Source organism: Stenotrophomonas sp. STEN018 (assembly GCF_056760235.1).
This window is the reverse complement of record NZ_JBRREK010000044.1, coordinates 19946-38231: the sequence shown is the minus strand read 5'-3', so window position 1 is coordinate 38231 and position 18286 is coordinate 19946. Positions and strand designations below refer to the sequence as shown.

At 63.9% G+C, this 18286-nt stretch carries 14 protein-coding genes, 5 tRNA genes and 1 riboswitch; of the genes, 15 read left to right on the top strand and 4 right to left on the bottom strand.

Going from position 1 to position 18286, the window contains the following annotated elements:
• The first annotated feature begins 384 nt into the window (after positions 1-384).
• The 13 genes from ACVOMB_RS15880 to ACVOMB_RS15820 all read left to right on the top strand — a co-directional run bounded on the left by ACVOMB_RS15880 (position 385) and on the right by ACVOMB_RS15820 (position 12128).
• Positions 385-2700 (top strand): DNA internalization-related competence protein ComEC/Rec2, encoded by a 2316-nt coding sequence (locus ACVOMB_RS15880; protein WP_481532052.1) that lies wholly within the window; start codon positions 385-387, stop codon positions 2698-2700.
• A 3-nt stretch (positions 2701-2703) separates the two neighbouring features.
• A complete protein-coding gene (locus tag ACVOMB_RS15875) occupies positions 2704-3366 on the top strand; it encodes a MotA/TolQ/ExbB proton channel family protein (protein WP_481532051.1) in 663 nt (220 codons plus the stop codon).
• Positions 3367-3370: 4 nt separating this feature from the next.
• On the top strand, positions 3371-3793 hold the full coding sequence (locus ACVOMB_RS15870; protein WP_481532050.1) for an ExbD/TolR family protein: 423 nt from the start codon (positions 3371-3373) through the stop codon (positions 3791-3793).
• A complete protein-coding gene (msbA, locus tag ACVOMB_RS15865) occupies positions 3790-5535 on the top strand; it encodes a lipid A export permease/ATP-binding protein MsbA (protein ID WP_481532049.1) in 1746 nt (581 codons plus the stop codon). The genes ACVOMB_RS15870 and msbA overlap by 4 nt, the downstream gene beginning before the upstream one ends.
• Positions 5535-6557, top strand: coding sequence for a tetraacyldisaccharide 4'-kinase (gene lpxK, locus ACVOMB_RS15860; RefSeq protein ID WP_481532048.1), 1023 nt, complete (start codon positions 5535-5537; stop codon positions 6555-6557). Before msbA ends, lpxK begins: the two co-directional genes overlap by 1 nt.
• Positions 6558-6594: 37 nt before the next feature.
• Positions 6595-7368, top strand: coding sequence for a 3-deoxy-manno-octulosonate cytidylyltransferase (gene kdsB / locus ACVOMB_RS15855; protein ID WP_481532047.1), 774 nt, complete (start codon positions 6595-6597; stop codon positions 7366-7368).
• Positions 7365-7856 carry a low molecular weight protein-tyrosine-phosphatase gene (locus ACVOMB_RS15850; protein ID WP_481532046.1) on the top strand — a complete coding sequence of 164 codons (492 nt, stop codon included), beginning with the start codon at positions 7365-7367 and terminating at the stop codon, positions 7854-7856. The genes kdsB and ACVOMB_RS15850 overlap by 4 nt, the downstream gene beginning before the upstream one ends.
• Complete coding sequence (locus ACVOMB_RS15845; protein ID WP_481532045.1) at positions 7853-9268, top strand: hypothetical protein; 1416 nt, start codon at positions 7853-7855, stop codon at positions 9266-9268. The genes ACVOMB_RS15850 and ACVOMB_RS15845 overlap by 4 nt, the downstream gene beginning before the upstream one ends.
• Entirely contained in the window at positions 9265-11112 is a 1848-nt protein-coding gene (gene uvrC / locus ACVOMB_RS15840; protein ID WP_481532044.1) for an excinuclease ABC subunit UvrC, read from the top strand. The genes ACVOMB_RS15845 and uvrC overlap by 4 nt, the downstream gene beginning before the upstream one ends.
• A 7-nt stretch (positions 11113-11119) precedes the next feature.
• On the top strand, positions 11120-11734 hold the full coding sequence (pgsA, locus tag ACVOMB_RS15835; protein WP_481532043.1) for a CDP-diacylglycerol--glycerol-3-phosphate 3-phosphatidyltransferase: 615 nt from the start codon (positions 11120-11122) through the stop codon (positions 11732-11734).
• A gap of 48 nt (positions 11735-11782) precedes the next feature.
• Positions 11783-11858 (top strand) — tRNA-Gly (locus tag ACVOMB_RS15830).
• Between the two features lie 60 nt (positions 11859-11918).
• Positions 11919-11994: transfer RNA gene (locus tag ACVOMB_RS15825), tRNA-Gly, on the top strand.
• Positions 11995-12052: 58 nt separating this feature from the next.
• Positions 12053-12128: transfer RNA gene (locus tag ACVOMB_RS15820), tRNA-Gly, on the top strand.
• A 133-nt stretch (positions 12129-12261) separates the two neighbouring features.
• Here the strand turns inward: ACVOMB_RS15820 and pnuC are convergent.
• From pnuC to ACVOMB_RS15805, 3 genes are all read right to left on the bottom strand, one after another.
• A complete protein-coding gene (gene pnuC, locus ACVOMB_RS15815) occupies positions 12262-12798 on the bottom strand; it encodes a nicotinamide riboside transporter PnuC (RefSeq protein WP_481532055.1) in 537 nt (178 codons plus the stop codon).
• Positions 12799-12854: 56 nt separating this feature from the next.
• Positions 12855-15029, bottom strand: a complete 2175-nt coding sequence (locus ACVOMB_RS15810) for a TonB-dependent receptor (RefSeq protein WP_481532042.1) — start codon at positions 15027-15029, stop codon at positions 12855-12857.
• A gap of 69 nt (positions 15030-15098) precedes the next feature.
• Positions 15099-15194, bottom strand: a riboswitch (TPP riboswitch).
• Between the two features lie 43 nt (positions 15195-15237).
• Positions 15238-16374 carry a phosphotransferase enzyme family protein gene (locus tag ACVOMB_RS15805; protein ID WP_481532041.1) on the bottom strand — a complete coding sequence of 379 codons (1137 nt, stop codon included), beginning with the start codon at positions 16372-16374 and terminating at the stop codon, positions 15238-15240.
• 279 nt (positions 16375-16653) lie between these two features.
• Between ACVOMB_RS15805 and ACVOMB_RS15800 the strand changes: the two genes are divergently transcribed.
• Positions 16654-16729: transfer RNA gene (locus ACVOMB_RS15800), tRNA-Gly, on the top strand.
• Between the two features lie 72 nt (positions 16730-16801).
• Positions 16802-16875 (top strand) — tRNA-Cys (locus ACVOMB_RS15795).
• 206 nt (positions 16876-17081) lie between these two features.
• On the opposite strand, the gene ACVOMB_RS15790 is transcribed toward ACVOMB_RS15795, so the two are convergent.
• Positions 17082-18281, bottom strand: a complete 1200-nt coding sequence (locus ACVOMB_RS15790) for a leucine-rich repeat-containing protein kinase family protein (protein WP_481532040.1) — start codon at positions 18279-18281, stop codon at positions 17082-17084.
• Between the last annotated feature and the right edge of the window lie 5 nt (positions 18282-18286).

Here is an 18286-nt window from a genome sequence, read left to right as displayed (position 1 = left end):
AGCCATGCTCGGCAGAGGCCTTCCCGGCAATCCATCAGGTTTTGTAGGAGCGGCATCAGCCGCGAAGCCGATGGTGAATCAGATTGCAGATATAGCCGGCGTTTCATTGCTGCCAGCTTCGCGGCTGATGCCGCTCCCACAAGGCTGTTGCGGGCCTGCCGCAGCGCGGCATGGCTGCGCTCTACAGTAGGTGCCCACTATTTCTGATCCGCCATCACCGGCTTCTGCCGATGGCGTGCGAGTACACGCCTGCCAGCATTCCTCAAGGTGCAAATGGGGACGGATATGGCAGCTCAGCGAAGTGCGGGTAGCACGAGTCAACATCACTCAAGCGTCGCGTTCGCCGGGAAGGCGGTAGCTGCGTGTTTTCTAGCCGGTATCTGCATGGCCATTCTGGCGCCCGGCTTACCTCCTGTGCGGCTGCGCTGGGCAGCATTGTTGGCAGGCGTGCTGTTATGGCTCACAGCCCCACGCTGGCGCTGGCTGGGTGCGTTGCTGGCCGGCCTGGGCTGGACTTGCCTGCATGCAGGCTGGGGCTTGGATCAGCAGCTGGCAGCACACAGGGAGGCACAGGAAATCACGGTGACGGGCGTTGTAAGCAGCCTTCCCCAGCACGAGATCCGTCGTACCCGCTTTCAACTAAGCGTAGACACCAGTACTGATGTCCCTGCCGACCTGCGCGGGCGCGTGGTGCAGGTCGCCTGGTACGACGACTTCGGTGCGGCAGAATCCGGTCCACGAATGCAGGTGCATGCGGGCGAACGCTGGCAGCTGAACCTGCGCCTGCGGGCACCGCGCGGACTGGTCAATCCCGGTGGTTTTGACGCCGAGCGACATGCGTTGGCGCAGGGCATTGCCGCCAGCGGAGTCGTGCGCCAATCGCCTGCACCGCAACGGTTGGCGGTAGCTGCTGGCCTGGGGGCATGGCGCGAGCGCATGGCTGCGCGGATCGCAGCACAGGTTCCCGCCGCGTCCTCGCGCTATGTGCAGGCCTTGGCGCTGGGCGATACGCGCGGTCTCGGCGAAGGCGACTGGCAGGTGCTGCGCGCAACTGGGCTGACCCATCTGATAGCAATCTCGGGTTTTCACGTCGGCATGGTTGCGCTGTGCGCAGCGTGGTTGGTGGCAGGGCTCTGGCGCCTGTTGCCTTGGTGCGGCCGCCGTTGTCCGCGTCCGCAAGCTGTTGCCATTGGCGCGTTGCTCGGGGCAGCGACATACGCGGCGGTGGCCGGGTTCGGTTTACCAACGGTGCGCACCGTGCTGATGGTTGCGGTGGTGGTGCTGGCACGACTTGGGCGCAGACCGATCGATGTGGCTGGCGCATTGGCGTTGGCGGCCTTGGCCGTGCTGTGGCTGGCACCATTGTCGGTGTTGACCGCCGGCTTCTGGCTCAGCTTTGCCGGGGTGGCGTGGTTGCTGTGGTGTCTGCCCGAGCGCACGCATTGGCTGCGCGGCTTTTTGTCGGCGCAGCGTGTTGCGACGCTGGGCCTGTTGCCGCTGACGGTGCTGCTGTTCGGCCAGGCCTCGGCGATCGGTCCGCTGGCCAACCTGGTTGCAATTCCCTGGTGGAGCCTGGTGGTGGTGCCGCTGGCGCTTATCGGTACGGCACTGGAGGCGATATGCAGTGGCGCGGGCGGTTTGGCTTGGCGGGCCTCGGCATGGTGTTTCGATCTGAGCTGGCCGCTGTTCCAGACGCTGGGCAGCGGTCGCTATTCATTGTGGTGGCTGCCCGAGCCGGATTGGTTCGCCTTGCCTTTGGCTCTGCTCGCTGCGGTGTGGCTGTTGCTGCCGGCTGGGGTTCCCGGCAAGTGCCTGGCGGTCCTGTTGTGGTTGCCGCTGTGTCTGCCATGGCGCGACAGGCCCCGCTCTGGCGAGTTCGAGCTGGTCACTTTGGATGTGGGGCAGGGCTTGGCGGTGCTGTTGCGTACCCGCCAGCACGCGCTGCTGTTCGATACCGGGCCGGCGGTAGCTGACGGCTTTGATGCCGGCGAGCGGGTGGTGGTGCCAGCATTGCGTGCCTTGGGCGTGCCGCGTCTGGATCGGGTGGTAGTCAGTCATGGCGATCATGATCATGCCGGTGGATTGGCAGCGGTGCAGGGTGTTCTGCCGCCTGCGGAGTTGTTGATGCCGCCGGGACTGGCCTTGGGCGCAGGCGCTGGAGCGGCCTGTGAGGCAGGTCAGGCGTGGCAATGGGATGGCGTGCTGTTTGAGTTCCTGCACCCCACGCCGGGGTTCCCGTATCTGGGCAATGAGTCCAGCTGCGTGCTGCGGGTACAGGGTGCCTACGGGGCGGCGTTGTTGACTGGCGACATCGGTGAGGTGATCGAGCAGCGCCTGCTCAAACAGATGCCGGCAAAGCTGCGCGCGGAGCTGGTGCTGGTCGCCCACCATGGCAGCGGCGGATCTTCCAGTCATGCTTTTGTGGCAGCGACCGACGCACGCCTGGCGCTGATCTCCAGTGGCCATGGCAACCGCTTCGGACACCCACGCGGCGATGTGGTGGCGCGCTGGCAGCGTTCCGGGGCCGAGGTGCTGACCACGGCCGGCAGCGGGGCGCTGCAGGTCTGGCTGGGTAGGGAGGGTTTACAGCTGCGTGAGCGCAGAATCTGGCGTTCGAGGTCATGGGACGCCGCTGAGCGGGCGCGGGCGGCTGCTATCCTATCTGACATCAAATACGCGGCCACGGCGCCGGAGGGTTGAAACGTGTGGGAACTGGTCAAAGCCGGCGGATGGCCGATGGTGCCGTTGCTGTTGTTGGGCGTGCTGGCGTTGGCGATCGTCCTGGAGCGTTTCTGGAGCCTGCGCCGTAACGAGGTGCTGCCACCGGGTCTGGGCCAGGAGGTCCGCAACTGGGCCGCGCGCGGCAAGCTGGACGCCTCGCATATTGATTCCCTGCGTGCGAACTCACCGTTGGGCGCGTTGCTGGCCGCCGCGCTTGAGGCGCGCAACCGCCCGCGTGACCAGATCCGTGAGCGTATCGAGGACACCGGCCGCCATCTGGTGCATCGGATGGGTCGTTTCCTCAATGCACTCGGCACCATCGCCTCGGCTGGCCCGCTGTTGGGCCTGTTGGGCACGGTCGTCGGCATGATCCAGATGTTCCTGGGTATTCTCGATCACGGTGTCGGCGATGTCGGCCAGCTCGCTGGCGGTATCGGCAAGGCCCTGGTGTGTACCGCGACAGGCATGATGGTCGCGATCCCGGCGTTGATGTTCCATCGCTACTTCCGTGGCCTGATCGATGGCTATGTGATCGAGATGGAGCAGGAAGCCAGTGCGCTGTTGGATGCACTTGACGGCCGTCCAGCGGTAATGGCTGCCAGCAAGGCTGCTGTGCCGCGCCCGGCGGCAACCGAGAAGGCCTGAGCCCATGCGGATTGGTAGCAATAGCACCCAGGATGAGCCGCATATCGATCTGGTGCCGTTGATCGATGTGATCCTGGTGCTGATCATTTTCTTCGTGGTCACCACCACCTTTGATGCGCGCTCGACGCTGCAGGTGCAGTTGCCCACGGCCAGCGACCAGAAGACCAGTTCGCCGCAGAGTTCGCTGAGCGTGCTGGTCAACGCCGATGGCCGCTACTTCGTCAACGATCAGGAAGTGCTGCGCACCGACATCGAATCGCTGAAGCAGATCATCGCGCAGCTGGCCGGTGCCGATCGCGAGCAGACAGTATTGCTGCGCGCTGATGCACGCACGCCCTATCAGGCCGTGGTCACCGCGCAGGATGCCTTGGGTCAACTCGGTTTCCGCCGTATTGCGATTGCCACCGCGCCGGAAGCCAAACAATGAGTGATAACGAATCGGCCTGGAAGATATACAAGCGCTTGTTGAGCTTCGCCAAGCCCTATAGACCGCTGTTGTTGATGGCCGGCCTGGGCATGTTGATCGAGGCCGGTGCAGGCAGCGGCTTTCTGATCTTGATGAGCCCGATCACCAATAGTCTGGTGAACCCGAAGGACATCAACCAGTGGATGCCGTTGGCCGTCATCGGTTTGTTCCTGTTGCGTGGTGTGGCCGGCTATTTGACCGACATCGGCATGGGCAAGGCCGCGCGCAGCATCGCCCGTGATTTCCGGGTGCTGGTGCTGGGCAAGTACCTGCGGCTGCCTGGGCAGCGTTTCGACTCCGAGCCGGTGCCGTCGATGCTGGTGCGACTGGGCTCGGACAGTGACCAGGTGGCGCAGGCTGCGATTGATGCGATGAAGGTGGTGCTGCAGCAATCACTGCAGGCGCTGGGTTCGCTGGCAGTGATGCTGTACTACAGCTGGCAGGTGACGCTTGCGATCTTCGTGCTGGCGCCACCACTGGCGTGGGTGATGAACATAGTGGCCAAGCGTTACCGGCGCATCAGTCATCGCATCCAGGAGAGCGGCGCTGATCTGCTGCAGGCTGCCGATCAAGCCCTGTCCAGCCATCAGGAAGTGAAGATTTACGGTGCGCAGCCGGCTGAGTTGGATCGTTATACCGGGTTGGCCAATACCAACCTTCGGCTGGCGATGAAGGTTGAGGCTACGCGCAGCATTTCATCCAGTATGGTGCAGTTGATCGGTGCGGTCGGCTTGGCTGCGTTGTTGCTGATCGCGGGCCACGAAGCAGCTGCCGGGCGTTTGACGGTGGGCGACTTTGTCGGCCTGCTGATGGCGATGCTGGCGATCATTCCGGCGCTGAAGCAGCTGACCAACGTACAGAACATGACCCAGCGCGGCATCGCTTCGGCGCAGCGCCTATTCCATGTGCTTGACGCCAACGATGAAGTGGATGCGGGTAATCTGCCGCTCCAGCGCGCCAAAGGCCTGCTGGAGTTCCGTCACGTCACCGCGCGCTATGCGGGCCAGGCCAAACCGGCGCTGGAAGACATCAGTTTCATTGCGAAGCCTGGCACGGTAACCGCCATCGTCGGCCGCTCTGGCAGCGGCAAGTCGACCCTGATCAAGCTGATCCCGCGCTTCTATGAAATCGAGGCAGGTCAGATCCTGCTCGATGGCCATCCGCTGCAGGACTACAAGCTGGCTGATCTGCGTCGGCAGATCGCCCTGGTTGGCCAGCAGGTCACCTTGTTCAATGGCAGCATCGCTGAGAACGTCGCCTATGGTGAGTTGCAGGAGCGCAGTGCCGAGCAGTTGCAGCAAGCGATCGAAGGCGCCAATGCCAGCGAATTCGTCGAGCAGCTGCCGCAGGGCGTGGATGCGCAGGTTGGGGCAAAGGGCGGTCGGCTGTCCGGCGGCCAGCGTCAGCGCCTGGCGATTGCCCGCGCGATGCTCAAGGATGCACCAATCCTGATTCTGGACGAAGCCACCGCTGCGCTGGACAACGAATCCGAGCGGCTGGTGCAGGACGCGCTGCAGAAGCTGATGCCCGACCGCACCACGCTGGTCATCGCCCATCGCCTGTCCACCATCGAGCACGCCGACCAGGTGTTGGTGATGGACCAGGGGCGCATTGTTGAACGTGGTACCCATGCCGAATTGCTGGCGATGGGTGGCCTGTACGAACACCTGCATAGCATGCAGTTCCGCGATAGGCAGGAATGATGGCCAAGCAAGGACCGCAAACGCCGGCCTACTGGTATGGCGATGCGTCGGTGCCGCTGCCGGCGCGGCTGTTGGCTCCATTGTATGGCGCGGTAACCGGTCTGCGTCGCAGCCTGTACCGGCGTGGCTGGCTACGTGCCCGGCAGGTGCCGTTGCCGGTGATCGTGGTCGGTAATATCACTGCCGGCGGTACCGGCAAGACTCCGCTGACCATCGAACTGGTCAACCGCCTGCGTGAAGCGGGTTGGAAGCCCGGTGTTGCCAGTCGCGGTTACGGTCGCGATGAGGCCGATACGGCGCGTTGGGTTACCGCCGATATGGAGGTGCGCTTGGGCGGCGATGAGCCGCTGTTGATCGCCTGGAAGACCGGGGTGCCGGTGCGGGTGGACAAGGACCGGGTCGCCGCGGCCAAGGCTTTGCTGGACGCCGGTTGTGATGTGGTGGTCTGCGATGACGGCCTGCAACACTACCGGCTGGCGCGCGATATCGAGATTGAAGTGGTGGATGCCGTGCGCCGTTACGGCAACGGTCGGCTGCTGCCGGCCGGGCCATTGCGCGAGCCGGTCGCGCGCGCCGCGCATTGCGACTTCCGTGTGGTCAATCTAGGGCAGACCAGCGATGCATCCACCCAGGCGGAAGACTCTGGCTTCGGTGAATGGGCGATGCGTCTATCCATCGATTCGGCGCGGCCGTTGAAGGGCGGTCGCGACAAACCTCTGAAGGCGTTTGCCGGACTGCGCGTGCATGCGGTGGCGGGCATCGCCAATCCACAGCGGTTTTTTCAGATGCTGCGCAGCCGTGATATCGGCGTGGTGCCGCATGCCTTTGCCGACCATCATCGCTATACGGCGGAAGATCTTTCCTTCGGCAGCGAGTTGCCGGTATTGATGACCGAAAAGGACGCAGTCAAGTGCCAGGGCTTCGCCACGGCATGGCACTACGCGGTGCCGCTGCAGGCCGAGTTGCCGGCGGCATTCTGGGTGGCCTTGCTGGACCGCCTGGGTAAGCTGTCCCGCGGTTGAGGCAGGCCGTTGTTACGCGTGTTGGTAAGGAGTTGAGATGAGCAAGGTTCCCGAATTCGTGGTGGCCATTCCGGCCCGCTATGCCTCCACCCGGTTGCCGGGCAAGCCCTTGGCGCTGATCGCCGGGGAGCCGATGGTGCTGCACGTGGCGCGCCGTGCGCTTGCTGCTGGTGCCCGCGAAGTCTGGGTGGCAACCGACGATGCACGTATCGCGCAGGCGGTGGCGGGGCTGCCCGGTATCCATGTGGCGATGACCGACCCCGCGCATGCCTCCGGTACCGACCGCCTGGCCGAATGTGCGCGCCGGGCCGGTTGGGCTGACGATGTGATCGTGGTGAACCTGCAGGGCGACGAGCCGTTCGCTCCGGCCGCAGGCATCCAAGCGGTGGCGACGATTCTTGCCGACAGCGGTGCACCGATGTCGACGCTGGCAACGCTGGTCGAGGATGCCCCGACCTTGTTTGATCCCAATGTGGTCAAGCTGGTAAGGACTGTGCAGGGCGATGCCCTGTACTTCAGCCGCGCGCCGATTCCGTGGCACCGCGATGGCTTCGCCAGCAGCCGCGATGTGCTGCCGGCGGGGCAGTGGTTGCGGCATATCGGTATCTACGGTTACCGGGCCGGTTTCCTGCAGCAGTTTGCCGCCATGCCGCCCGGCAATCTGGAGCAGATCGAATCGCTGGAGCAGTTGCGGGTGCTGGAAGCTGGTTTCCGCATTGCGGTGGCCTTGTCGCCGGCGCCGTTCCCGCCAGGAATCGACACCCCGGAAGACCTGCACCGCGCCGAGGCGCAGATGAAGGCGGCGCAATGAAGCTGCTGGTGGTCTGTCTGGGCAATATCTGCCGCTCGCCGATGGGCGAAGGGGCGTTGCGCGCACGGATCGCCGAGGCAGGGCTGGGTAGTTGGGTTCAGGTCGATTCGGCTGGCACCTCGGGCCATTGGCATGCCGGGCGCGGCCCGGACCCACGTGCCGTTGCCTGCGCCCGCCAGCACGGCGTGGACATCTCCGCTCAACGTGCCCGTCAGCTGCTGGCCGAGGATTTCGAGGAATACGACCTGATCCTGTGCGCTGATGGCGACAATCTGCGTGACGCCCGGGAGCTGGCGCCCGCAGGCTTCGAAGCGCGCGCGGTGTTGTGGCTGCCGTGGGCAGGCATTGAAGGGGCAGATGTGGTGCCGGATCCCTATTACGGTGACGTGGGAGATTTCGAACACAGCTGGGCACTGCTCGATACTGCGGCCCAGGCCACAGTGCGCCGCCTGTCGCGGCGCGATGACTCCGGCATAATCCCTGCATGAACGAAACCCGCGTAACGGAACTGCCCACGTCTGGCATCTGGCTGAACGCAGCGCCTGCGACCCTGCAGGACATGCGCGGCCGCCCGCTGGTGCTGGCTTTCGTCAATGGCGCCTCGGTGTGGTGCATGCAACGGCTGGCCGAGGTCATGCGCTGGCAGGCACGCAATCCTGGCAAGGTACAGCTGCTGGTGGTGCAGGTGCCGCGCTTCGAGTTCGAGCGCGAGCCGCAACATGCGTTGAAATTGCTGCGTCGGCAAGGCATCAGCGCGCCTATCCTGCTGGACGCACAGTGGGATGCCTGGCGCCGGTTTGACGTGCAGTCCTGGCCAACCCTGCTGATGCTCGATGCCTACGGGCAGGAACAGGAGCGTCTGGTGGGCGCGGCCGGTGACCTGGAGCGGGCCTTGAACAGCCTGGGCGAAGGCGTGATGCGTCCGCTGGACGACGATGCGTATGGCATCCGTGAGATCAACGCCGAGCCGCGCCTGCCACTGCTGTTCCCGGCTGGTCTGGTCGCCACGGCAGATCGCCTGTACGTGGCCGACACCGGCCATCACCGTATTCTTGAATGCAACCATGCTGGCCGCGTACTGCGTCAGTTCGGCCTGGGCAGCGCCGACCTGATCAATGGCGGCACCGGCGAGGCGGCCTTCAATCGCCCGCAGGGCTTGGCCCTGGTGCGCGAGATCCTGTACGTGGCTGATACCGGCAACCACGCCTTGCGCAGCATCAATCTGATCAGTGGCCAGGTGGATACCTTGTGCGGCAATGGCCGTGCCGGTGATCCGCGTGCCGGCGTGCTGGCCCAGCCCTGGGACAGCCCGCTCAATCATCCGGCAGCGGTTGCGGTGGCGGATAACCAGGTCCATATCGCGATGGCCGGTGACAATCACATCTGGAGCTATGACCTGGGCACGCGCGAGCTGCGCTGGCGGGCCGGTGCCGGCGCGGTGGAAGTGCGCGATGGCAGTGGCCATCTGGCCGCATTCGCGCAGCCGAGCAGTCTGGTTGCGGTCCAGCAGACGCTGTATGTCTGCGACGCGCTTGGCTCGGCGATCCGTTCGGTGCAACTGCGTGGCGACCTGGTACAGACCCTGGTCGGGCAGGGGCCGTGGGAGTCGGGCAATGTTGATGGCCCGCGTCTGCGCGCACGCCTGCAGTACCCGTTGGCGCTGGCGATGGGGCCGGATTCGCCGCTGCTGTGGATTGCCGATGCCGGCAATGGCTCGCTGCGTACTTTGCGCCTGGGCGGCGGTGATCTGTCCACGGTCAATCTGCCGCGTCGTCTGCACGGTCCGGCCGCGTTGGCGGTGGCTGCCGGCGCAATCTGGATTGCCGAAGCCGACGCACACGCCGTGCTGCGTTTCGATCCACTCAGCGGCGAACTGAGTGAAGTGCCGATTGAAGGATGACTGACGTAGTTGCCAATGAATTCGATGGCAAGGCCTTCGCTGCGGCGCTGAGTACCGCGCCAGGTGTGTACCGGATGTACGCCGCCGACGACACCTTGTTGTACGTGGGCAAGGCCGGCGCGCTGCGCAAGCGGGTAGGCAGCTACTTCAATGGCTCGCCGAAGAGTCGACGCATCATGATGATGCTGTCGCAGGTGGCGCGCATGGATGCCACCGTCACCCGTACCGAGGCTGAAGCGCTGCTGCTGGAAAACCAGCTGATCAAGTCGTTGAATCCGCGCTACAACGTCTCGCTGCGTGACGACAAAACCTATCCGCAGGTGTTGCTGACCCGCGAGCAATGGCCGCGCATTGCCTTGCATCGCGGTCCGCGTGCGTTGCCCGGGCGTTACTACGGGCCGTATCCGGGCGTCGGCGCGGTGCGCGAAACGCTGAACCTGATGCACAAGCTGTTCAAGCTGCGCAGCTGCGAGGATAGCGTGTTCCGCAACCGCTCGCGGCCATGCCTGCAATACCAGATCGGCCGTTGCAGCGCGCCCTGTGTGGAGCTGGTGGCGCAGGCCGAGTACGACGAATCGGTGCGGCGCGCGGCGATGTTCCTGGAAGGCAAGAGCGATCAGCTTGCCGAGGAACTGATGCAGGCGATGCAGCAGGCCAGCGATGCGCTGGAGTTCGAGCGTGCCGCGCGGCTGCGTGATCTGGTGGCGTCACTGCGCAGCATGCAGAACCGCCAATACGTGGATGGGCGCGCTGCCGATCTGGACGTGTTGGCCTGCGCAACTCAAGGAGCCAGCGCCTGCGTGATGCTGCTGGCCTTCCGCGATGGCCGCAACCTGGGCACGCGCGCGTTCTTCCCGCGTACCAATGGCGAAGACAGTGCTGAGGAAGTGTTGGCGGCGTTTGTCTCGCAGTATTACGTCGAACATGAGCCGCCGGCTGAAGTGCTGCTGGATCGGCAGATTCCGGATGCGGAGATGATCGAGGCCGCGCTGAGTGCCTCGGCCGAGCGCAAGGTGGCGCTGAAGTGGAACGTGCGTGGTGAACGTGCCGGGTACGTGGAACTGGCCAGTCGCAACGCGCAGATCACCCTGGTTGCCGAGATGGACAGCGCTGGTGCGCAGCAGGCACGCAGCGAAGCGGTGCGCGAGATGCTGGGCCTGGCCGAACCGGTCAAGCGCGTGGAGTGCTTCGATATCAGCCACACCATGGGCGAGGCCACGGTCGCGTCATGCGTGGTGTTCGATGCCGCCGGCCCGGTGCGCGCGCAGTACCGGCGCTACAACATCAGTGGCATCGAGCCGGGCGACGATTACGCCGCCATGCGCCAGGCCATCGACCGGCGCTTTCGCCGAGCGGTCGAAGAGGGCGGGGTGTTGCCGGACGTGCTGTTGATCGACGGCGGTGCCGGACAGTTGGCACAGGCACAGGCGGCGCTGGCTGACCTCGGCGTGGAAGGGGTGATGCTGGTCGGCGTGGCCAAGGGCGTGGAGCGCCGCGCCGGGCACGAAGCGCTGGTATTGCCGGATGGCCGTGAGCTGCGCCCTGGTGCGGCGTCGCCGGCCCTGCAGTTCATCCAGCAGGTGCGTGACGAGGCCCATCGTTTTGCCATCACCGGCCATCGCGGGCGTCGGCAGAAGGCGCGCATGACCAGCAAACTCGAAGATATTCCCGGTATCGGCCCGCGTCGGCGCGCCAGCCTGCTCAAGCATTTCGGCGGGATTGCCGGCCTGAAAGCCGCAGGCGAGGCTGAAATCGCTCGCGTGGAAGGCATCAATGCCGCCCTCGCTGCGCGTATCTACGCTAACCTTCATGGTCTGTCGGTACCCGATCCGGCGGCGGAGTAATGTTGTAATGAAATTGACCATCCCCACCTGGCTGACGTTGCTGCGGATCATGATGATCCCGGTGCTGGTGCTGGTGTTCTACCTGCCCTATGCCTGGACCAACTTCGCCTCGGCGGCGATTTTCGGCCTGGCGGCTATCACTGATTGGCTGGATGGCTGGGTGGCGCGCAAGTACGAGCAGCATTCGGCGTTCGGCGCATTCCTGGACCCGGTGGCGGACAAGTTGATGGTGGCGGTGGCCTTGTTCCTGATCGTGCAGGGGCACCCGACGCCGTGGATGGCGTTCTGGGCGGCGGTGATTGTTGGCCGTGAAATCGCAGTGTCGGCATTGCGCGAGTGGATGGCCGAGATCGGCCAGCGCGCCAAGGTGCGGGTGGCGATGATCGGCAAGGTCAAGACCACCGCACAGATGGTGGCGCTGCTGTGTCTGTTGTACTCGGTGTCGCCCAATACCTCGTACAAAACCATCTGGATGGGCGAGCCGGTTTTCCACATTGGCGACTGGATGTTGGCCATCGCCGCTTTGCTGACTCTGGTGTCTGCCTTGCAGTACCTGCGTGCGGCTTGGCCGAGCCTGCGTGAAGATGAAAAAGCCGCGCGCAATGGTGCGGTTAAAAAGTGAACAGGCTGTTGACACTGTGGCCAATGCATGTAGAATTTCGCCTCCCAAGCGGGAATAGCTCAGTTGGTAGAGCGCAACCTTGCCAAGGTTGAGGTCGCGAGTTCGAGTCTCGTTTCCCGCTCCAGTTTCAAGCGTCGAGTCATGTTCATTCATGGTTTGATGAGTAAATAGATGTAGCAAGCCTGCGGGAATAGCTCAGTTGGTAGAGCGCAACCTTGCCAAGGTTGAGGTCGCGAGTTCGAGTCTCGTTTCCCGCTCCAGTCTTGCGATACGTCTTCGAATGCTGGTTGCTTGTTTTTCAGGCACTGCATTCAATCCGCGGGAATAGCTCAGTTGGTAGAGCGCAACCTTGCCAAGGTTGAGGTCGCGAGTTCGAGTCTCGTTTCCCGCTCCAGATAGTGATCAGCAGACTCCATGTGAAATCTGCAGGTAAAAAAAGGCCCCTGACGGGGCCTTTTTTATTGTCTGCAATTTGCCTTCAGCCAGCTGCTGCCGGTGCCGGCAGCAGTGGTGATGCGTAGTGCTGCTCAGCGCGCGCCGTGCGGCACCGGCTGCGGAGTTGGGGAGTTGGCGGCCGCACTCCATGCGCGCAGCCCGACCACCGCCAGACCGAGGAAGAACACGTATAGCGCGGCGGTTACATGCAGTGACTTGAACAGGTACGCGCCCACGTAAACCACGTCGACCACGATCCACAGCCACCACGTGGCGGTATGCCGACGTGCCTGCCACCACTGCGCGACCAGGCTCAATCCGGTCAGCATCGCGTCCAGCCACGGCAGCGAGGCATCGGTGAAGCTGTGCATGCCGGCGCCAAGAGCGACGCCGCCGAGCAGGCCGATGCCCAGGTCACGCAGCATCTTGCTGCGTGACAAGGGCACGATGCGCACGCTGCCTTCGTCGGCGGCGTGCCGGCGCCAGTTGATCCAGCCGTAAACCAGGAAAACGGCGAAGGCGAGCTGCAGCAAGGTGTCCGAATACAACTTGGCTTCGGCGAATACCAGCGCGTACAGCGCCACCGACAACAGGCCAACCGGCCAGGCGACCATCCGCCGTTGCGCCATCAGCCAGACGCCGAGGATGCTGCATAGCGCGGCCGACCATTCGAGCGCTGCGCTGTTCACAGCGCGATGCTCACCGACACGCGCGCCTGCCGCGGTGCGCCCGGGAACAGGTAGTAATCGCCCATGCTGCTGCCGGTATCGCGCCAGTAGAAGCGGTTGAAGAGATTGTCCACCGACAGGTTCCAGTTCACTGCGTGGCCTTGCAACTGATGCTGGAAGCGCAGGCCGGCATCGAACACGTTGTAGCTCGGTGCGCGTACCGCACCATCAGCACGCGCGGTGTTGGCCGAGGCGTAGCGCCAGCCGCCGGTCAGGTCTAGCCCTTCAACGAAGGGCAGTGCATAGCTCAGGTGGACGCTGGTCCGAAGCTTGGGCACATTGACCAGCTGATGGCCTTCGTAGCTAGGCGTGCCGGTGTCGCGTGCTCGCGCCTGCAGCACACTGGCGCTGGCGATGATCTGCAATGCATCGGTGAGCTGGCCGTTGGCGGTCAGCTCCAGCCCGACGTGGGCCTGCTTGCCTTCCTCGACAAAGGTATAGCCGACATCGCTGTTGTCGGGCTTTGCGTACTGGTACGGCTGGGTGGTACGGAACAGTGCAGCGCCCAAGGTCAGCTGCTCACTGTTGGCATACTTCACTCCCACTTCGAGCTGGCGCGATTGCACTGCCGGCAGGAAGGTATCGGCATTGGCGGTCCAGAACGGTGCCTCCTGGCCGAGCGAGATGCCTTCGACATAGCTGGCGTAGGCATTGATGCTGTCGCTGGCCTTCCACATCACCGCGGTCTGCGGCAGGAAGCGTGACAGACGGCTGCGGCGTTCTGGATTGCCGCGCTTGTCGTAGGCGCGTTCGTCCAGGCGCACGTAGCGGCCGCCGGCCAGCCATTGCCAGTCTTCATTGAGCTGGATGCGGTCCAGCGCGAATACCGCGGTCTGGCGGCTGTCCAGGCGACGTGCGGACGCGCCCGGCATCAGCGGCGAGGGCTCGAACACCGGCAGCTGCTTGTCATGGATGTTGACCGTGCCAACGTACTCGTTGACGTTGCGACGCTTGTCGACGGTGCGACGGAACTGGTCAGCACCGATGGTCAGCTGATGGCCGATGCTGCCGGTGTCGAAGCTGCCGCGCAGCTCGGCGCGCAGTTCCTGGTTGCGACGGGTGTCGTCCGGGCTGCGGTAGTCGTAGATGTCGTAATCGCCGTTAGGCGCGAAGTAATTGCCGGGCACGCTGCCATCGGCGCATTGCGTGGCGTAGTAGCAGCCATAGGCGAAGGCGACGTTGTCGTCGATCACTGTGCGGCTGTGGCTGACGGCAGCGCGTGACTGCCAGTTGGCGTTGAAATCGTAGGTGTGCAGCGCGGTGATGTTGGTGCTGGCGATACCTACGGGCTTCTGCCACGGCTGATAGCCGAGCAACTGTTCACGGTCCACGCCGGTCGGCAGTTCACGTCCGCCCAGCAGCTGGTAGCCGGAGGCCGAGCGCTGCGCGCTGGTCTGGTAGTTGGCGTCGACTTCGAGCTTGCCGCGCTCGCCGATCAGCCAGTCGGTCGCCAGCGAATAGAAATTGCGGCGGCCATCGGCATGTTCGATATAGGACGCGCTGTCGTCCCAGGCGGCGTTGAAGCGCAGGCCGATGCGCGGGGTCAGCCAATGGCCGACGTCGATGGCGGCATAGCGCGAGCCTTCGTTGTCGGTGCCGAGGGTGACGGTGCGTACTTCGGCCGGCCGCTTGCCGACGTAGTTGATGATGCCGCCCGGCGCCATCACGCCGGCGGCCAGGCCTGCTTCACCCTTCAGCACTTCCACCGACTGCAGGTTCTCCAGCGCCAGGCGCTGTTCACCGGCAATCGACATGCCGTTGAAGCGGTAGCCGGTGGCGGTGTCCAGCGCGAAGCCGCGGATGGCGACGTTCTGGTAATAACCGACCGGGGCGTAGGCATCGCCCAGCGAGGCGTCATTGCTGGCCAGTTCGGAAAGCGAGCGCACCTGCTGGTGGTCGAGGAAGTCGCGATCCAACACGTTCATCGATGCCGGCGTGCTTTTCCAGTCGCCGCTGCCAAAGCTGTTGGCGCGGGAATTGTCTGCTTCCGGCTGGCGGGCCTGTACGCGTACGGCGGCCAGTTCGGTCGGGGAGTGTTCGGCGGCAGCATCAAGGCCGGTGTCGCTGGCGTACAGCGGCAGGGCGGTGCTCAGGGCGAGAGACAACAGCGTGGGGCGCAGGCAGGGGTTCATTCGATTCGTCTTCAGGCAACAAGGGAGACGAAGCGAAGGCGCGCATGCGCAGCGCCTATGACGGCGCTACGGCTGCTGCTCAAAGCTCCCTACGCCGGTGCAAACCGGATCAGGTTCCAAGGGACTCTCTCAGCCTGGCAAATCCAGGCACCCCCGCTTCAGGGCGCCATTTCACTACAAATGCGAACGATTTGCGAGTCGGGCCGCTTCAGGCGGCGGCGTGCAGGGCCTGCAGCAAGGCCTGGCCGGGGGCGCTGGCGAACCATTCGGGGTGGCCAAGCATGAATGGCTGCCAGGCCACATCGGCATTGGCGGTGGAGCCGGTGACGCCTTCGAAATATTCGACTTCGGACAGTGCAAAGTCGAAATGCACCATTGGCAGCAGGTCGGCCAGCAGGTGTACGCGCTCGGCCGACAAGGGCAGTACATCGCGGTAGCCGTCGAGCAGGGCCAGCGCGATATCGATACGCACTGCGTCGGCGCCGCGCTCCAGTTCCAGCCAGGCGATGGCATTGCGCTCGATCGCCGTGGCCAGGTCGAACAGGGCGCTGGTGGGGGAGGCAAGGCCGAAGTCGAGCACGCTGCTGACCTGCATCGCGTTCTTGCCATGGCCCCACAGCAGGTTGGAAACATGCCAGTCGTTGTGTGCCCAAAGCCGAGGTTCGGCCTGCAGGCGCGCGGCCAGTCCGATGTGCCAGGGCATGACGCTGCGCTGCAGTTGTTGCTCCCAGGGAATGCGCGACAAGTAGCGGGCGAGGCCGGGTCGGTTGTCGAGATCGGCCTTGAGGGCCGCGATCGGGTCTTCCGCACGGATCAGCTCATCGCGTGCGACCAGCAGGTGGGTGCTGCGCTGGGGCGCGTGGTAACTGGAGGAGGCGCGGTGCAGGGTGGCCAGCATGCGGCCGGCAGCGCGCGCGCGTTCGACTTCGGTCAGCAGTGTCCACGATGGGGCATCCCGGTACAGGTCCTGGCCATCGGCTACGGCGTGCAGCTCGTAGGTCCAGTCGCCGTGTTCAATGGCGGTCTGGCCATCGTGGCCGTGCAGGAGCTGGACAACCGGTACCCCTGCCTTGGCGAGGTGCGCGATGAACTGATGCTCTTCAAGCAGGCAAGCAGCGCTGCGCACCAGTCGGTGGTGCCGTTTGACGAAGACCTTGCCGTGCGGACCCGCAATAATGGCGGCGGCCGACATCGGTCGCGGGCTGTGCCATAGCAGGATGCTGTCAGTGCCCAGTTGCGGGTAGTGATCGCACAGCCAGGCAAGCTCGGTCGCATTGATGGCGGGCCAGTCGGCGGCCACCTCATCATTGTTGAGGCCTTGCACGCGGTGTGATTGCTGGGTCATCAGGACAGACTGGGGCAGGTGATGCGAGGGAGGCGCGATGGTACGCCAGCCCCGCCAAGGCTGCTGAATGTAGTGCCGAGCCATGCTCGGCAAGGGCCTTCCCGTTGTAGTGCCGAGCCATGCTCGGCAAGGGGCCTTCCCGGTAAAGCCCCAGCCGAGCATGGCTCGGCTCTACAGGGATTGCAGATCCTGCGCAGACAGCCAAACGACCAATGTGAAAGGAATTGTTAAAAAGCGCTGGCGTGCCCCTGCCGAAGTCTGTATCATTCGCCCCACACCGCGGGAATAGCTCAGTTGGTAGAGCGCAACCTTGCCAAGGTTGAGGTCGCGAGTTCGAGTCTCGTTTCCCGCTCCAAATCGGAAAGGGCCCCCGCAGCGGGGTCTTTTCATGTCGAGGCGGTGTAGTGCTTCGGCGGTGCAATTGTTTGGCCTGGTAGCAGAGTGGTTATGCAGCGGATTGCAAATCCGCGTACGCCGGTTCGATTCCGACCCAGGCCTCCAAGTAGTAAGCAAAAAGCCCCGAGAAATCAGGGCTTTTTTGTTTTTCATGATTTCTCATCGATCCGCGGAACCCCCGTTTCAGGGGGCAAAAGGCGCGGTTGACACTCGTTCTTGAGTGCCGGACTCGCGTTGGCATGCGCAGAGTGCGTGTATGTGAGTTCAAATACTCGTCGCGGAGGCGCGCAAGAAGCAGGCAGGGCCTGCTGTCAGTTGCCGATGCGCGCCGCGATTTCATTTTCGAGGTGCGCGAATGCGCGCCACTCGATTGCCTGCAGCTGGGTGCGATGTGCAGGTTGCAATGCGCCGCTCAACATCGCTGCACCGAAGTCGCTCAGCACAGCCTCGCCGGTTGCGGGGTTCCACAGAATATTGTGGGCATACAGGTCGCCATGCAGCACGCCCTGCGCATGCAGGTGGTTGAGCGCAGCGCGGATGCAGCCGAGCAGGCGTTCGGCGATCGCAGGCGTAAACCGTGTATCTGCTGCATAGACATCGCGGGTGCAACTGGCAAGGCTGGGCGGGCCGGCCAGGTTGACGTATTGCGGGGGAAGCAAAGGCATCGCTACTGCCAAGCGCCCTTGCGGGTGCCCTTCAACTACAGCCAGTGGCGTAAGCAGGTTCGGATGCCCGGCAGCTACCAGCCCAGCAGCCAGCTCTGACTGTGGCGTGCCATCGCTGGTAAATGCCGCCTTGAATACTTTGACGGCAATCGTTTCATTGCTGTGCTTGAGTGTGGCGCGGTGGATGTGTCCACTCGCTCCCTCGCCCAGCAGTTCGCCGATTTCCAGTTCGTCGTAATGGATGGCGTGGTGATGCGCATCCGCCAATGCAGTGTGTTCGGCATCCGCCGTCAGTGAATTGCCGGCCAACGCCGGCCAGGCCAGATTCGGCAATGCAAGCAAGGTTGCCGGAATTTCATTGAAATGGTTGCTGGCTATCCGCAACAGCTCCAGTGCTTTGCAGTTGCCCAGGTCAGGCAGGGCGGAGAGCTGGTTGCACGAGAGCATCAGCTTCTGCAGTCGCGGGCGTTGGCCGAGTGCTTCGGGCAGTTCACTCAGCTGATTGTCGGTGAGGATCAACCAGCGCAGCCGTGCTGGCAGGCTGCGCTCGGATACCTGTGCAATCGCACAGGCCTTGAAGCCGACCATCTCGAGCTGTTCGCAGTCGCCAAGTGCAACCGGTAATTGCGTAAACGGGTTGTTGGAGCAGAACAGGATGCGCAGCTTGTGCAGCCGCCGCAGATCATCGGGCAAAGAGGTGAGTTGGTTGCCGGAGAGGTCCAGCACTTCCAGCGTCTCGGCCAGGGCGAACAGCGCCTGCGGGAATTCGGTCAGGCCGAGGTTGACCAGCCGAACAGATTGGGCGCCGGTGAGTGCGCCGCTTTTCAGGTCTTCAAGGGTATGCATGCATG

What these genes read in the sequence shown, in the direction of transcription:
- ACVOMB_RS15880 (WP_481532052.1), top strand. Translation starts at nt 385, where the DNA reads ATGGCCATTCTGGCGCCCGGCTTACCTCCTGTGCGGCTGCGCTGGGCA.
- ACVOMB_RS15870 (WP_481532050.1), top strand. Translation starts at nt 3,371, where the DNA reads ATGCGGATTGGTAGCAATAGCACCCAGGATGAGCCGCATATCGATCTG.
- msbA (WP_481532049.1), top strand. Translation starts at nt 3,790, where the DNA reads ATGAGTGATAACGAATCGGCCTGGAAGATATACAAGCGCTTGTTGAGC.
- lpxK (WP_481532048.1), top strand. Translation starts at nt 5,535, where the DNA reads ATGGCCAAGCAAGGACCGCAAACGCCGGCCTACTGGTATGGCGATGCG.
- kdsB (WP_481532047.1), top strand. Translation starts at nt 6,595, where the DNA reads ATGAGCAAGGTTCCCGAATTCGTGGTGGCCATTCCGGCCCGCTATGCC.
- ACVOMB_RS15850 (WP_481532046.1), top strand. Translation starts at nt 7,365, where the DNA reads ATGAAGCTGCTGGTGGTCTGTCTGGGCAATATCTGCCGCTCGCCGATG.
- ACVOMB_RS15845 (WP_481532045.1), top strand. Translation starts at nt 7,853, where the DNA reads ATGAACGAAACCCGCGTAACGGAACTGCCCACGTCTGGCATCTGGCTG.
- uvrC (WP_481532044.1), top strand. Translation starts at nt 9,265, where the DNA reads ATGACTGACGTAGTTGCCAATGAATTCGATGGCAAGGCCTTCGCTGCG.
- pgsA (WP_481532043.1), top strand. Translation starts at nt 11,120, where the DNA reads ATGAAATTGACCATCCCCACCTGGCTGACGTTGCTGCGGATCATGATG.
- pnuC (WP_481532055.1), bottom strand. Translation starts at nt 12,798, where the DNA reads ATGGCGCAACGGCGGATGGTCGCCTGGCCGGTTGGCCTGTTGTCGGTG.
- ACVOMB_RS15810 (WP_481532042.1), bottom strand. Translation starts at nt 15,029, where the DNA reads ATGAACCCCTGCCTGCGCCCCACGCTGTTGTCTCTCGCCCTGAGCACC.
- ACVOMB_RS15805 (WP_481532041.1), bottom strand. Translation starts at nt 16,374, where the DNA reads ATGACCCAGCAATCACACCGCGTGCAAGGCCTCAACAATGATGAGGTG.
- ACVOMB_RS15790 (WP_481532040.1), bottom strand. Translation starts at nt 18,281, where the DNA reads ATGCATACCCTTGAAGACCTGAAAAGCGGCGCACTCACCGGCGCCCAA.